This is a genomic window from Lentihominibacter sp. (assembly GCF_046951855.1).
Classification (GTDB): Bacteria; Bacillota; Clostridia; order Peptostreptococcales; family Anaerovoracaceae; genus Lentihominibacter; species Lentihominibacter hominis.
The window spans coordinates 51690-65959 of sequence record NZ_JBKTXS010000004.1 but is presented as its reverse complement, the minus strand read 5'-3'; the positions used below and the strand labels follow the sequence as shown (position 1 = coordinate 65959).

The window sequence follows — 14270 nt, the reverse complement described above, 5'->3', positions numbered from 1 at the left end:
CCTTCTACTGACAGTCTCGTTCAAACCTTCTTAATAAACTTAGTCCCGCAATGCGGACAGCTTATATTTATTTTCCCTGCCCCTTTGGGAACTCTGAGTTTCTCACCGCAGCCCGGACATCTCAATATCTTATGATCCTTGTCCTTTACTTTCCCATTCCATCTGGATGTACTGCCACCGGCATATCCTCCTACCCCCGATGACTTCTTTCTGAATCTTGCAGTCAACTGGAGAAATTTTTGATTCTCTCTGTATCTGGCATTTACGTTTCTCGAAAACATTCTGCAGTATACATATATCAACAGTATTACTGCGATCAGATACAAAACCCTCCATCTTATAAACATATCAGCTATCACAAGTATAAGAGCAATAACCAAAAGAAATCTATTTAAATTATCAGTCCCGTACCGTCCTCTCATTAAATTAGCAAACCACATTCCAAATCTGTTCATCCAAATACCTCCTGTGCTGCTTCTACGGATTTCATAGCATCTTTGCAGTAAAAATCCGCACCTATTTTTTCTGCATAATCAGCTGTAAGCACTGCTCCTCCCACCATAATCCTACAATCAGGAGCCGCTGTTTTAACAGCTATTATGGTTTCTTCCATACTTTTTAATGTAGTTGTCATCAATGCACTTAATCCCACCAATTTTATATTTTTTTCTACTACTGTCTCAACAATTTTCTCGGATGGTACATCTCTTCCCAGATCAATCATCTTATACCCGTAGTTTTCCATTATTACCTTCACTATATTCTTCCCAATATCGTGAATGTCCCCCTTTACAGTAGCAATAACAACTTCTCCCAGTGATACTGATTCCTTATCTGATTCGGCGAGTCTGGTTTTTATTATATCAAATCCCGCCTGCGCTGCGGTTGCCGCCTGCAACATCTGAGGAAGGAATATGGTTCCTTTTTCGAACCCCTGTCCCACATTATCAAGAGCCGGAATCAGAAAATCATTTACCAACTCCATCTCACTGTGATTTTCAAGAAGTTTTTTAACAGCAGCTACAGTATCAGCTTTCATTCCTTTTTCTATACAATAAAATATATCCGAATCACTGTAAGAACTTGTATCTGAAGAATCTGCAGCTCTCTTTTTAACAGTTTTAGAAATTTCCGGCTGACAGTCTCCATATCTTTCTATGTATCTGACAGCATTTTCATCTACATTTTTAAGAACATTAAAGGCAAAAACCGCGGACATCATATCTTCATCATTAGGATTTATTATAGGCAGATCAAGGCCGCACTCCATAGCCATCGCCAGAAAAGTCCTGTTCACCAGAATCCTCATAGGCAATCCGAAACTAATATTTGAAACACCCAGAGCTGTTTTGAGGCCGAGTCTGTCTTTGATCATCCTGACAGCTTTAAGCGTCTCTCCTGCTTCTTTCTGCTGAGCAGACACTGTCAAAGTAAGACAGTCTATTATAAGATCTTCCCTGGGAATTCCGTATTCCAGAGCTTTATCAAGTATTCTTTGTGCTATGGCAAATCGGTCCTCAGCTTTGTCAGGTATACCTGCGCTGTCCAGAGTAAGCCCTATAACTGCCGCCCCATACTTCTTCACTATGGGAAATATACTGTCCATAACTTCAGGTTCTCCGTTTACAGAATTTACAATAGCCTTGCCATTATACACCCTTAATGCCGCTTCAATAGCCTTAGGATTTGACGAATCTATCTGAAGAGGCAGCCCAGTTACAGACTGAAGTTTTTTGATGACTTCAGGCAGCATTTCAACATCATCAAGAGATGGGACACCTACATTGACATCAAGTATTTCAGCGCCTGCATCTATCTGTTCTATAGCTTGATTAAGTAGATAATCAAAATCCTTTTCTAAAAGTGCTTGTTTAAGCCTTTTCTTTCCGGTAGGGTTTATCCTCTCTCCTATCACCGTGACATGATCCACCGTAACCACATCAGTACTGCTGCATATACGGAGACCATGTTTTATACTTTCTTCTTTCTGCGGTTTCTGTACAAGGCTGTCTCTGTACCTGGCAATCCCCGATATATATTCAGGTGTTGTTCCGCAGCAGCCGCCCACCATATTTATTCCGCAGTCTATATATTCTTTCATGGTGTCTATAAACTGATCGCAGGTTATGTCGTATTTACCTGTTTCAGGATCAGGAAGACCTGCATTTGGTTTAGCAAACACCGGAATCGATGTAAGACTCCTGAGCTTTCTTGCCATAGGCAGTATCTCTACCGGACCTAATGAACAATTTATTCCCATAGCGTCAACACCTAATCCTTCAAGTGTAAGAGCCATCGCCTCAAGGCTGACTCCAGTAAAAGTTCTCTCATTTTCCTCAAAAGTCATGGATACCATAACAGGGAGCTTTGAATTTTCCTTTACAGCCAGTACAGCCGCCTTCACCTCATAAAGATCCGTCATTGTCTCTATGACCACAAGATCTGCGCCACAGTTTTTTCCGGCATTCACGATCTGCGAAAAAGCATCATAGGCTTCCTCAAAAGTCAATGTACCCATCGGCTCAAGCAATTCTCCCAGCGGTCCTATGCCAAGAGCTATCTTTACATCTCTTCCCGAAGCTTTTGACGCCTCATTCCGCGCTCGGTCTGCGACATTCATGGCACAGACAACCGCTTCCTCCAAAGACATATCAAGCTCATCCGCCTTGAACTTATTTATTCCGAACGTCCCTGCATATATTATATCCGCTCCTGCATTTATATATTGAGTAAAAATGTCATACCAAATTTCCGGATGTTTCAATCCAAACTGAGTAGTTGTTTCTTCCGGATTCATCCCCGCTTTCTGAAGCATGGTCCCCATAGCTCCGTCTAATATATATATCTTATCTCTAAAATCAATAGCCACAAAATTTTCCTTCTTTCCTGAGTGTACATTTATCTTTTAAAACACATTCCCCGCACGTAGCCAGCCGCCCTGTTACCGGATGTTCGGAAAGGCCGATCAGCGCCGTTACAGATTTTCTCGGTATCATCAAATTACTTGAAGTCACATTGAGACCTATCTTTCGCTGTCCATCAACATATGATATAACACTCTTCTGCATTCTGAGCGGTGAATCCCCGTATCCAGGACTGAATCTTGAAGTAACGTATTCATCAACATTGTTTCTGATGTATTCTTCAAACTTATCACAGAGGCTGTCCACCAAAACAGACGCACCACTGTCCATTATCACTGCTTCAGCCATATCAGATATCTGCATCTTTCTGATGGCATTATCCACACCTATGCCAAGCGTAAGAGCCATCACTGCAACTTTATGGCATCCTTCGAGATGCTTTTGAAGAGAAAACCCTTCTACTCTAACATCTTTCCTGTTCATCACACGATACACTGCTTTAGGTTTTGCTGACTCAAACAGAATTTTCTCAGCTTTATCCAGCCTCGCTATCAAAGAATAATCATCTTTATCTCCTGCTCCCAGCGCATTGAGCCATCTCTTTCTGGAAATAGGTTCTGTTATATCTATATTCATCGCTTAATACCTTATAAAAGATCCTTTATATTGTCATAAACTCTCAAAGCTACTTTAGGATTATTCATTATATAAAGATGTATCCCATCCACTCCGCTTTTTATCAGATCTCTTATCTGATCCGACGCATACTGAATACCTGCCTCAAAGAGTTCTTCCGGCTTATTTTCATAAAGACCTATCATCTTTGTAAAATCATGAGGAAGACTCGCCCCGCTGAGAGCGACCGTTCTCTCTATTTGCCTTGAGTTTATTATAGGCATTATCCCCGCTGATACAGGTACATTTATCCCCATCATTCTGGCTTTCCCAACAAATTCATAAAAAAGCTGATTATCAAAGAAAAGCTGAGATATCAAAACCTTTACTCCGGCGCCTATCTTATATTTAAGATTCTGAATATCCTCATCCAAAGACTTGCTCTCATAATGACCCTCAGGATAACATGCGCCTAAGATCTCAAGATCGTCATTGCATTTTCTCTGCACCTCTATAGCCAGCTCATTAGCGTGATGAAAATCCTTCTTTATATCCTGATCCGGAACAATATCTCCTCTCAAGGTAAGAACATTTTTTATATCGGCCGCTTGAAAGCGCCCTATCATCTCTTTAACATCTTCTCTGGATGAATTTATGCATGTTAAATGTGCCAGAGTCTCTATGCCGAATCGCTTCTTAATATTGGATGCTATTTCACATGTATAATTGTCCGTCATACTCCCACCGGCCCCATACGTAACACTTATAAAATCAGGATCACACACTTTCAGTTTTTCTACAGTTTCATAAATCGAATCTATATTAGCCTTTTTTTTCGGAGGAAAAATCTCCATAGAAAAAACAGGTTTTTTTTGCTGAAACATTTCAGGTATTTTCATAATAATCACTTCCTATATTTTTTTATTTAAAATGCTGATAAAAACATATTTTACCGGTCATTATTTAACAATATATTATACATGCTAATATAAAGCAATGCAATGTTTTAGCAATTATGATATACTACATAGACCATTATAACAAGAGAAAAGAGGATATTGACATGAAAAAGTTCAGCAAATACTTTGATCATACACTTTTAAAACCTGAATCAACACAAGCGGATATAAAAAAACTCTGCAAAGAAGCCGCTGAATATGACTTTGCTTCCGTATGTATCAATAGCTGTTACGTAAAAACTGCCGCCGAAAATCTTAAAAATACCCATGTAAAAATAACCTCAGTAGCCGGATTTCCTCTCGGCGCTATGACTACTGAAGCCAAAGCTTTCGAAATAGAAAACGCTCTTTCAGATGGAGCAAATGAAATAGATATTGTCATAAACATCGGTGCATTGAAAGACTGCCGATATGACTATATAGAAAATGAACTGTCTATGCTGTCAGATCTGTGTCATAAACAAAACGCACAGATCAAAGTTATCCTTGAAACATGCCTTCTTTCAAATGATGAGATCATAAAGGCATGCGAAATAGCCTCATCAACAGGAGTTGATTTTGTAAAAACTTCCACAGGCTTCAGCGAAGGAGGAGCCTACCCACATCACGTTGAACTGATGGCAAAATCTTCTTCAGACAATGTAAAGGTCAAGGCTTCCGGAGGCATCAAAACTCTTGAAGATGCATTAAAAATGATAGAAGCCGGCGCCGACAGACTTGGATGCAGCGCTTCAGTCTCTATCATGAAAGATTATCTTAACAAAAAATGATCACTTAGCTTTCCACATCATTATATTGTCTATGAATCTACATTCAAGCTCATCTCTATCCTGAAGATAAGTTATATAACTTTTTGCTGTAGATGAAAGCAACGCATGCTGAGAAACAGTTGATCTCATGCCCATTTTTTCATACATTTTTTTCAGAATACCGTCAATAGACATATACTCGGTACATATATCTTTTATCATTCCAATCATTTTCATTATATTGGCTGTATTCAAATCTGATATCTCTGTTATATCCTTTTCAGCTACACCATGGGCCGGTATAAAAAGGACTCCCTCAAGAGTTTTTATGCATTTCAGTGTATTCAAATATCCTTCTACATCATAAAGATATCCGAAACTTCGTTTTTGCAGATATTTTCTGCTGAGATATGAATCAGCCAAAAACCAGATGTCATCGGAAGTTTTCAATCCTATCATTCCAAATGTATGCCCCGGAAGATATATCCAGCTTATGCCTTCCAAGTGATTTCTTTCAATAGACTCAAATCCTATCATCCCGGGATGAGAAAATATATTGCGAAGTCTCCTGCATGGATATCCTCCATTCATATAGGCAGCCTCCAGATCTGAATAATGCGCAAAAGCCATATCATATTCCGTACAATATGCAGGAATATGATATTTTTTCATGAGATACTCATTGCCTCCAAGATGATCTATATGAGTATGGGTATTTATTATATAATCCACAGACCATCCCTGATTGCTTATGATCTCATCTATGCTCTCTCCGTCCCCTTTGGAACCTGTATCTATCAGACATACTCTGTCCCTGCCTGTCATATATACGCCTATATTGGTATCATGTTCAATATAATATGTCTTCTCCCCTACTTGTTTAAGCCTCATACCTCAGATCTCTCCTTGATTTAACATATTCTCGGGAGTCCCTCTCCGTAAAGCACATCAAACCTTCTGGTGGCTCCCAGTCTTGTTTTTATATAAGCTCCGCTCCCCGTTTTCACAGTTCCTATAATCTCAGCATTTTTTCCATGCTTCGTGTTTCTAATAGCCTCAAGAGCTTTATCTGCATCCTTTCCCGAAACGACTGCTATCATTTTGCCCTCGTTTCCCATATATAGAGGATCAAGACCAAGGATGTCACAGAATCCTCTTACCTCATCATCTACGGGAATACTTTCTTCATTCAATTCTATCATGCATCCCGAACTATCGGCAATTTCGTTGAGAACCGTACCAAGTCCTCCTCTTGTAACATCTCTCATCGTTTTAACATTTATACTGTTTTCAAAAAGACTGTCCACAACGTCATTTAAAGCTGCACAATCGCTTTTTATATGGTTTTCAATCTCCATTCTATGGCTCAATATACACGCATGATGATCTCCGAGGTTTCCTGACACTATCACCACGTCTTCCGGTTCACAGTTGCTGCTGCTGACATTTCTTCCGGCCGGTATCTCACCGATGCCTGTCGTATTTATATACAGCCCCCCGTTTCCTTCAATAACCTTTGTATCTCCTGCAACTATAACAACACCGGCTTCACGAGCCTGTCTTGCCATAGACTCCACTATTTTATCAAGAAGCCCCGTTTCAAGCCCTTCCTCCATGATAAAACCGCATGTTATATACTTTGGAACTGCACCCATCATCAGAAGATCATTGACTGTGCCGCATACACACAGCTTGCCTATATCCCCGCCGCTGAATATCAGCGGTGTAACTACGAATGAATCAGTGCTGCACGCAATTTTACCGCTTACATCAAGAACTGCCGCATCCTCCATTCTGTCCAAAATCTCATTTTTAAAATATTTTCCGAATATATCGCTCATAAGCTGAGCAGAAGATTTACCTCCGCTTCCGTGAGCCATAGTTATTTTCATCGCAATTCTCCTTAATGAACATTCCTGTACCATATGCCACATGCTCCCTCGGATGAAACCATACAAGGTCCGAAAGGATTCATAGGACTGCACTTTTTTCCAAACATAGGGCATTGATCCGGATTCATTCTTCCTACTATCACATCACCGCATCGACATTCTGAAGGAAGCTCCATATCTTCATACAGATCTCTGCTGCCCCCGTCATACCGGCTGAACGGTCCTGTAAGATACAGTCCCGAATCTTCTATTATACCAAGACCCCGCCACATAGCCGGACCTTCTTCAAAAGCGTATTCCATGACTTCTACCGCCTTTTCATTGCCGCTCTGTTTCACTGCGTTTTTATAAAGGTTCTCTGCTTTAGCCTCACCGCTTTCCAGTTGTCTTACAATCCTATATATGGCTGCCAGTATATGTTCAGCTTCAAAACCCGCTACCACAAAAGGCTTATTATAACATCGGGCCAAAGGTTCATAAACACGGCTACCTGTTATAACGCTCACATGACCTGGACATATAAAACCATCCACATCCTCTTGGTTTTCACATATCCACTGTAAAGCTGGTATAGCCTTTTTTAAAGCTGTAACCAGTTTTATATTCTCTATACCCTCCCGGCGAGCTTCCTTTATCATCAGAGCATATGCAGGCGCAGTAGTCTCAAACCCTACCGCAGCTATAACATATGTGATATCCGGATTTGCTTTTGCCTTATCTATAGCTTCAAAAGGTGAATACATTATCTGTATATTCACATTGCCATTTCCTTTCACCTCTGACAGGCTGCCTTTTTCCCCCGGTACTTTCATCATATCCCCAAACGTAAGCAGTGTATGGTTTTCTTTTGACGCATACTCTATACATCTGTCTATATATGCTGTAGGCGTAACACATACAGGACAGCCCGGTCCTGATATCAGCTTTATTCTGTCTGATATCAAGCTCCTTATGCCGTTTTTAAATATAGCCGCCGTATGAGTCCCACATACTTCCATTATTTTCAACTTTTTACCGTCATACGCCTTCAGATAATCAATTATCTCTTTTATATCCATTATTTTACTGTAATTCCTCCAGTTCGGTAAACAACTCTATCAATTCCTGAGCCTTGTCCTGTTCCATAACTTCTATGGCACAGCCCGCGTGTACCAGTACATACTGCCCCACTTTAGGTTCCACAAGCCCTGTATTTACATCAACCGTATTTCCGTTAAAATCTACTTTTGCTTTACCGTCTGAAAGCTCCATAACCCTTCCGGGTATAGCTATACACATATTTTCCTCCTCAGGGATCAGAAAACATCAGATCCCTTAATATGATTTTCCAAACCTTCATCATTATACAATTATTTGCATGATTCGTAAACACATTCGGACCTTATATTTATTACCAATTGCACAGAAATACTCTTCTGAAAAATATTTATATTTATTTTCTCGATCTTTGAGATTTAAACGATTTTTGACATACTTACTGTATAACAAAAACACTCGGTATACTTATATACCGAGTGTATCAAAACTGTCAGAATTAAAATCCACTTACCATGAAACTATTTTTCTTTTTTACTGTGTTTAAACGCTATGGCGCACGATACTGCGAAACCTCCCCATAATCCAACACATCCGATCACCATCAAAATGATTGCGCTTGTACTCATTTCGCTGCCTCCTTTTGTGAGATTTTATCAAGGTCCGCATATCCTTCCTTGCCTTTCATTGTTGTAAGAAAATCTGCAAGAACAACGACAAACAATATACATCCCCATCCAAAAACATTTACATCAGCAGATGAATAATTACCGTATCCATTAACAATAAAATCCTTTGTATTAAGAAACAACATTACTCCCAGAACTATCGTCGTTACAATTCTCAGAGAGTATGTCCACCACTGACCTATACTGAAATTAGAAAACTCATTGGCCTCTTTACGTAGTTTCTCGGGGTTAAAGAATCTCGTGATAAGAATCACTTCTATAACTCCGCCTGATGCAACACCTATATTATTGATAAAGGCATCGACTATATCAAGTATATTCATTCCGGCTCCTGTAATAAACAGTATGCTGATAACAAATGTCGGAACAAGAACAATAGTCACAGCTTTTTTATGCTCTATATCAAATTTATCATGGAAGCCCGAAACAACTGCCTGAAGGATCGATACCATTGACGTTATCCCTGCTGTAAGCAGCGCTCCGAAGAAACAGATTCCAAACAATGCGTTCAGAGCGGGAAGTTCGCTTATAGCTGTCGGGAACGTCATAAACGCCAATCCTATGCCCGATGATGCCACTTCCTCTACCGAAACGCCTTGCTGCATGGCCATAAATCCCATAATACTGAAAACTCCAATACCTGCAAATACTTCGAATCCATGATTCGCTGTAGCTGTTATAAACGCACTGTTTACCACATCTGTTTTTCGCGGTAAGTAACTGGCATACGCCAACATTATAGCAAAGCCTATAGACAGACTGTAAAAAATCTGACCGTAAGCAGCTACCCATACTCCCGGATCCTTAAGCGCCTCCCAGTCAGGCTTAAACATATATTCAAGTCCATCAACAGCTCCGGGCAAAGTTATTCCCCGTATTACAAGCACAAGAGTAAGAACAAATAATATAGGCAGACATATCCTGCATATCATCTCTATTCCCTTGCTCACACCTTTATACATAACAAAGGCGACAATAGCCCATATTATTATAAACGGCAGTATCAAATTAGTTCTGATCCCTCCAAAGTTCAAAGCACTGTCCGTAAGACCCAGATATTCCATAAAAAATCCGGAAGGATCAGCGCCCCACGCCTGTGTAAACGAAAATCCTATGTAACTGAGTACCCATACAATGATAGCGAAATAATATGTCCCTATGACAAACGCCACCATTACCTGAAACCATCCGATCCACTCGAACTTACGATTAATCCTTGCCCAAGTAACCGGAGCTCCTCCTCTGTATGTCTTTCCCATAGTATATTCCAGAATCAAAATAGGTATACCGGCCGTAATAATAGCAAAAAAATACGGAATCAAAAATGCTCCGCCTCCGTTGGTAGCTGCAACATACGGGAATCTCCACAAATTCCCCAGTCCTACTGCCGAGCCTATAGCCGCCATTAAAAAGCCCAGCTTGTTATTCCATTGGTCTCTCAAAATATTTCACTCTCCTCAAAAAAAATAATGATGACAACAACCACATAATCATCACGTAATGTGTCCAATAATTATATATTGACAAAGCAGGAAATGTCAATATATTCAAAGATTATCCGATCAAAATTTCCCTCGATGACCATTTACATAATTGTACAGACCCTTATGAACATGATATAATATTACATAAAAAAGAAAGAAGGTGTTCTTAATTTATGAAAAAAGAAACTTTAGACTATATTGTCAAAAAAACTCACGAACTTATAAACGCTCCTACTTGCAGTGCAGAAACAAAAGAATCTGCAGAAAGATGGCTCAATGCAGTCGGAACCGATAACGAAAAGGAAGAAACCATAAGATACATTGCTGAGCTTGAAGCAGATATCATGCCTATAGATAATCTCATAAATTTTGCGAGTTCTGAAAAAGGGAAGGAATATTTCGGAGCTGATAATGCATCAAGCATAGAAAAACATGCCATACAGATAAAGGCCAACGGCGCCAAATACTGCGACTGCCCTGCATGCTTGATTGTTTCCGATATACTGGACAGAAAAAATGAAATGCTTTAAATCTATTTTACTTTTATGGGGAAAATACTGATATGCATGAATATCCAATAACAGAACAAATAATAAAAATAGCCACAGATCACTGCAAAAAATCCGGCGGAAAAAAAGTAACAACAGTAAATCTTGTGATTGGAGACTATTCCGGATACGTAGGTGAATCTGTCCAGATGTATTTTGATATAATAGCTCAGGATACTATATGCGAAGGTGCTCTTGTAAACATAAACCATATAAAACCCAAGCTCAAATGTCCGCACTGCGGAGAGCTTTTCGAAAAAAAGCCCATGTCCTTTGAATGCCCAAAATGCGGAGAGCAAGGAGAACCTACCGAAATAGGCAAGGAGTTTTACATCGAAAGCATAGAAATAGAATAGATTATTTAAGCAAATACAGCGGAGGGAATAAAAATGCATGACATAAAAAAAATAAACGTAATGGAAGGCATATTAGATGAAAATGATCACATAGCCGGACATGTCAATGAGCATATGACTGCTCACGGTATATTAGTAGTAAATGAAATGGGTGCACCGGGAGTAGGCAAAACCACTACACTGAAGAATTTAGCCAAACATCTGGACATCAAACCATATGTAATCGAAGGTGATATAGAGAGTCTGATATCGATACCAAAGATCTCAATTCACTTGGAATAGAAACTCATCAGATCAATACTCACGGCGAATGCCATCTTGATGCTCCTCTTGTGCAACACGCCACAGAACATATAGCGTTTAGCGAACCGGGCATCCTCTTTATCGAAAATATCGGCAATCTTGTATGCCCTGCAGAATTCACCATAGGTGAACATATAATGATGCTGATTTCCACTGTTACTGAAGGAAGCGACAAACCCTATAAATATCCTCTGGCATTTGAAAAAGCAGATATAATCCTCCTTAACAAAATTGACCTGGTACCATATCTGGATTTTGATGAAGAATATTTTATGAAGGGTGTAAGAGCACTCAACAAGAATGTTCCCGTATTCAAAGTTTCGGGAAAGACTGGCGAAGGTTACGAGGAGGTAGCTAAGTGGCTGCAAAACAAAGCGAAAGAATTAAACTCTGGGGAATAGTCCAAGGAGTAGGATTCAGACCATATGTCGCAAAAATAGCCGATAAGTTCAATATGAAGGGGCAAGTTCTGAATATAGGCGGCCTGGTGGAAATAACCGTAACAGATACACCCCTTCGTATATCTTCATTCATAGATGAACTTGTCCGCAGCAAACCTGCACCTGCAGAAATTGTTCACATCAAACGCGAACCTATTAAATATTGTGATTTCGATACTTTCACCATTATCAAAAGTGACAGAGGAGATAATGAGGCAGCTATGCTTCCGGCAGATCTGGCTATATGCCCTGATTGTCTCCGCGAACTTTACACCAAAACAGATCCACGCTATCAGCATCCTTTTATAAGCTGCATGATATGCGGACCAAGGTACACCATCATAGATAAAATACCTTATGACAGAGAAAATACAGCTATGATGGATTTTTCTATGTGCAGTTTCTGTAAAAATCAATACACAGATCTTCACGACAGGAGATATCATGCCCAGACTATATCCTGCCACAACTGTGGACCGCAGCTTTTATGGAAGGAAAATCCCAATGCCTCAGACACTGTAATATCAAATTTAGAAGGTGATAGTGAAATACTGGACAATGCCTCGAAAATATTAAAAAATGGCGGTATAATAGCATTTAAAAGCGTCGGAGGCTATAATCTCCTTGCTGACCCTTTTAATGATAAAGCTACTGCAAAACTCAGACATATCAAAAATCGGGAATCAAAACCTTTCGCAGTGATGTTCAGAGATGTTGATCAAGTTAAAAATTACTGTAGCATAGACGATATTGAGGAAAAACTTCTGAATTCTTCAGCTCGCCCTATAATACTGCTGGAACATAAAGAACTTCCGTATGAAGAAATAAAAAAAAGCCGCTTCATAGGCAGCTTTCTGCCAAGCTTCGCCGCTCAATATATACTCCTTGACCGTATAAGTCCTCTCATATTTACCAGTGCCAATATTTCAGATATGCCTATGATAAAAGATGAAGGCGAAATGATTGAGATGATGAATGAAAACCCTCTTATAGACGGTATGATATATAATGCTCGCCAGATAAGAGTCCGAGCAGATGATTCTGTAGTACGCGTTATAGATGGCCAGCCTCAGATGATAAGAAGGTCAAAAGGTTATGCCCCTGTCCCGCTTTATATCGATATTTCAGACACAAAAAACAATAACAATGATTTCGCTATAAATTTTCATCAGAATCACCCTGATACCAATTCATCTCCTGTATCAGACAGCAATATCGCCAAAAAATTAAAAAATGTTAAAAACAGCACTGATCCTCTTATGATCCTTGCATCCGGCAGCCAGCTGAAAAATTCTTTCGCTGTTACCAAAGAAAATTTCGTTTATATGAGCCAGTTTTTCGGAGACATGGATACTGTTGAAAACCAGAATCTGTACAGTGAAAATATCGACAGATTTTGCGGGCTTTTCAGAATAAAACCCAATGCAGTCGTTTGTGATATGCATCCGCTCTATTACACAACAGGTTTTGCCGAAAATTACGCTAAAACTTATAATCTGCCGTTGATAAGAGTTCAGCACCACCACGCTCATGTTGCTTCGGTAATGGCTGAAAACAATCTGTCACAACCGGTTATAGGGATAAGTTTCGATGGTACAGGATATGGTACTGACGGATGTATATGGGGTGGAGAAATATTCATATGCCATAAATCAAAAGCCAAAAGAATTGCCCATTTGAAATATGTAGATATGATAGGAGGCGACTCATCTGTAAGAGATGCAAGACGCTCAGCTATCAGTTATATTCATGCATACGATAACGGATATCTTAAAAATAATCCTTCCGTTGAAGGCCACTGCAAAGATATAACAATAGATATTTCTGACATAATATCTTTTGGCAGAAAAAGTTTATTAGACCAACCTGACTCAAAACTTATAACCGCCGCTTTGAATTCCGGAGTCAATACAGTTCGCAGTTCCAGCATGGGAAGGCTTTTCGATGGGGTATCTGCTTTGCTGGGAATAAAAAACCACAATGACTACGAAGGCCAATGCGCCGTTATGCTTGAAGATGCTGCTTCATTTGCAAAAAAACATCCCAGAGTCGATACTGTTTCCGACCTCGCACTACAATTTCACAACAAAGTCATTGATGCCATCGTAAATCAATGTATTGCAACACGTAAAAAATATGGTCTTTCACAAATAGTTCTTACCGGAGGTACTTTCCAAAACAAAATTCTCATGGAAGGCGTACTTGAGAAATTAAGAGACTGCGGCTTCATACCATATTATAATATTTCAGTAAGCCCTAACGATGGAGGTATTGCATTGGGGCAGGCCTATGTGGCAATGCATGAAATACAAGACCTTCTAAAAAAATGATGATAC

Annotated in this window: 16 protein-coding genes; 6 read left to right on the top strand and 10 right to left on the bottom strand. The window is 39.7% G+C overall.

From position 1 onward, the window contains the following. Positions 1-20: 20 nt before the first annotated feature. The 4 genes from ACLR96_RS02065 to metF are packed head-to-tail and all read right to left on the bottom strand — an operon-like array spanning position 21 to position 4378. Positions 21-455 (bottom strand): hypothetical protein, encoded by a 435-nt coding sequence (locus ACLR96_RS02065; protein ID WP_412265092.1) that lies wholly within the window; start codon positions 453-455, stop codon positions 21-23. Next, positions 452-2863 carry a homocysteine S-methyltransferase family protein gene (locus tag ACLR96_RS02060; RefSeq protein ID WP_412265095.1) on the bottom strand — a complete coding sequence of 804 codons (2412 nt, stop codon included), beginning with the start codon at positions 2861-2863 and terminating at the stop codon, positions 452-454. The genes ACLR96_RS02065 and ACLR96_RS02060 overlap by 4 nt, the downstream gene beginning before the upstream one ends. Beyond that, complete coding sequence (locus tag ACLR96_RS02055; protein WP_177270359.1) at positions 2859-3500, bottom strand: vitamin B12 dependent-methionine synthase activation domain-containing protein; 642 nt, start codon at positions 3498-3500, stop codon at positions 2859-2861. The genes ACLR96_RS02060 and ACLR96_RS02055 overlap by 5 nt, the downstream gene beginning before the upstream one ends. An 11-nt stretch (positions 3501-3511) precedes the next feature. After that, on the bottom strand, positions 3512-4378 hold the full coding sequence (gene metF, locus ACLR96_RS02050; RefSeq protein ID WP_177270357.1) for a methylenetetrahydrofolate reductase [NAD(P)H]: 867 nt from the start codon (positions 4376-4378) through the stop codon (positions 3512-3514). A gap of 164 nt (positions 4379-4542) precedes the next feature. Here metF and deoC point away from each other — a divergent pair, with 164 nt between their 5' ends. Beyond that, on the top strand, positions 4543-5208 hold the full coding sequence (gene deoC, locus ACLR96_RS02045; protein WP_177270355.1) for a deoxyribose-phosphate aldolase: 666 nt from the start codon (positions 4543-4545) through the stop codon (positions 5206-5208). On the opposite strand, the gene ACLR96_RS02040 is transcribed toward deoC, so the two are convergent. The 6 genes from ACLR96_RS02040 to ACLR96_RS02015 all read right to left on the bottom strand — a co-directional run bounded on the left by ACLR96_RS02040 (position 5209) and on the right by ACLR96_RS02015 (position 10245). Continuing rightward, on the bottom strand, positions 5209-6078 hold the full coding sequence (locus ACLR96_RS02040; RefSeq protein WP_177270353.1) for an MBL fold metallo-hydrolase: 870 nt from the start codon (positions 6076-6078) through the stop codon (positions 5209-5211). A gap of 20 nt (positions 6079-6098) precedes the next feature. After that, entirely contained in the window at positions 6099-7079 is a 981-nt protein-coding gene (gene hypE, locus ACLR96_RS02035) for a hydrogenase expression/formation protein HypE (protein WP_177270351.1), read from the bottom strand. 11 nt (positions 7080-7090) lie between these two features. Then, positions 7091-8137, bottom strand: a complete 1047-nt coding sequence (gene hypD / locus ACLR96_RS02030; RefSeq protein ID WP_177270349.1) for a hydrogenase formation protein HypD — start codon at positions 8135-8137, stop codon at positions 7091-7093. Between the two features lie 4 nt (positions 8138-8141). Beyond that, positions 8142-8357, bottom strand: a complete 216-nt coding sequence (locus ACLR96_RS02025) for a HypC/HybG/HupF family hydrogenase formation chaperone (RefSeq protein ID WP_177270347.1) — start codon at positions 8355-8357, stop codon at positions 8142-8144. A 278-nt stretch (positions 8358-8635) separates the two neighbouring features. Further along, positions 8636-8743 carry a methionine/alanine import family NSS transporter small subunit gene (locus ACLR96_RS02020; protein ID WP_177270345.1) on the bottom strand — a complete coding sequence of 36 codons (108 nt, stop codon included), beginning with the start codon at positions 8741-8743 and terminating at the stop codon, positions 8636-8638. Further along, entirely contained in the window at positions 8740-10245 is a 1506-nt protein-coding gene (locus ACLR96_RS02015; protein WP_177270343.1) for a sodium-dependent transporter, read from the bottom strand. The genes ACLR96_RS02020 and ACLR96_RS02015 overlap by 4 nt, the downstream gene beginning before the upstream one ends. A 215-nt stretch (positions 10246-10460) precedes the next feature. On the opposite strand from ACLR96_RS02015, the gene ACLR96_RS02010 reads away from it, so the two are divergent. Genes ACLR96_RS02010 through ACLR96_RS01990 form a run of 5 tightly spaced genes read left to right on the top strand, consistent with a single transcriptional unit; the run spans position 10461 to position 14264 of the window. Next, entirely contained in the window at positions 10461-10817 is a 357-nt protein-coding gene (locus ACLR96_RS02010) for a molecular chaperone Hsp90 (RefSeq protein ID WP_177270341.1), read from the top strand. Between the two features lie 32 nt (positions 10818-10849). Further along, complete coding sequence (hypA, locus tag ACLR96_RS02005; RefSeq protein WP_177270339.1) at positions 10850-11191, top strand: hydrogenase maturation nickel metallochaperone HypA; 342 nt, start codon at positions 10850-10852, stop codon at positions 11189-11191. A gap of 33 nt (positions 11192-11224) precedes the next feature. Further along, positions 11225-11473: a hypothetical protein gene (locus tag ACLR96_RS02000; protein ID WP_412265091.1), complete on the top strand. Its 249-nt coding sequence runs from the start codon at positions 11225-11227 to the stop codon at positions 11471-11473. After that, on the top strand, positions 11440-11895 hold the full coding sequence (gene hypB / locus ACLR96_RS01995; RefSeq protein WP_412265094.1) for a hydrogenase nickel incorporation protein HypB: 456 nt from the start codon (positions 11440-11442) through the stop codon (positions 11893-11895). Before ACLR96_RS02000 ends, hypB begins: the two co-directional genes overlap by 34 nt. Beyond that, positions 11853-14264 (top strand): Sua5/YciO/YrdC/YwlC family protein, encoded by a 2412-nt coding sequence (locus tag ACLR96_RS01990; protein WP_177270335.1) that lies wholly within the window; start codon positions 11853-11855, stop codon positions 14262-14264. Before hypB ends, ACLR96_RS01990 begins: the two co-directional genes overlap by 43 nt. Positions 14265-14270: the final 6 nt, after the last annotated feature.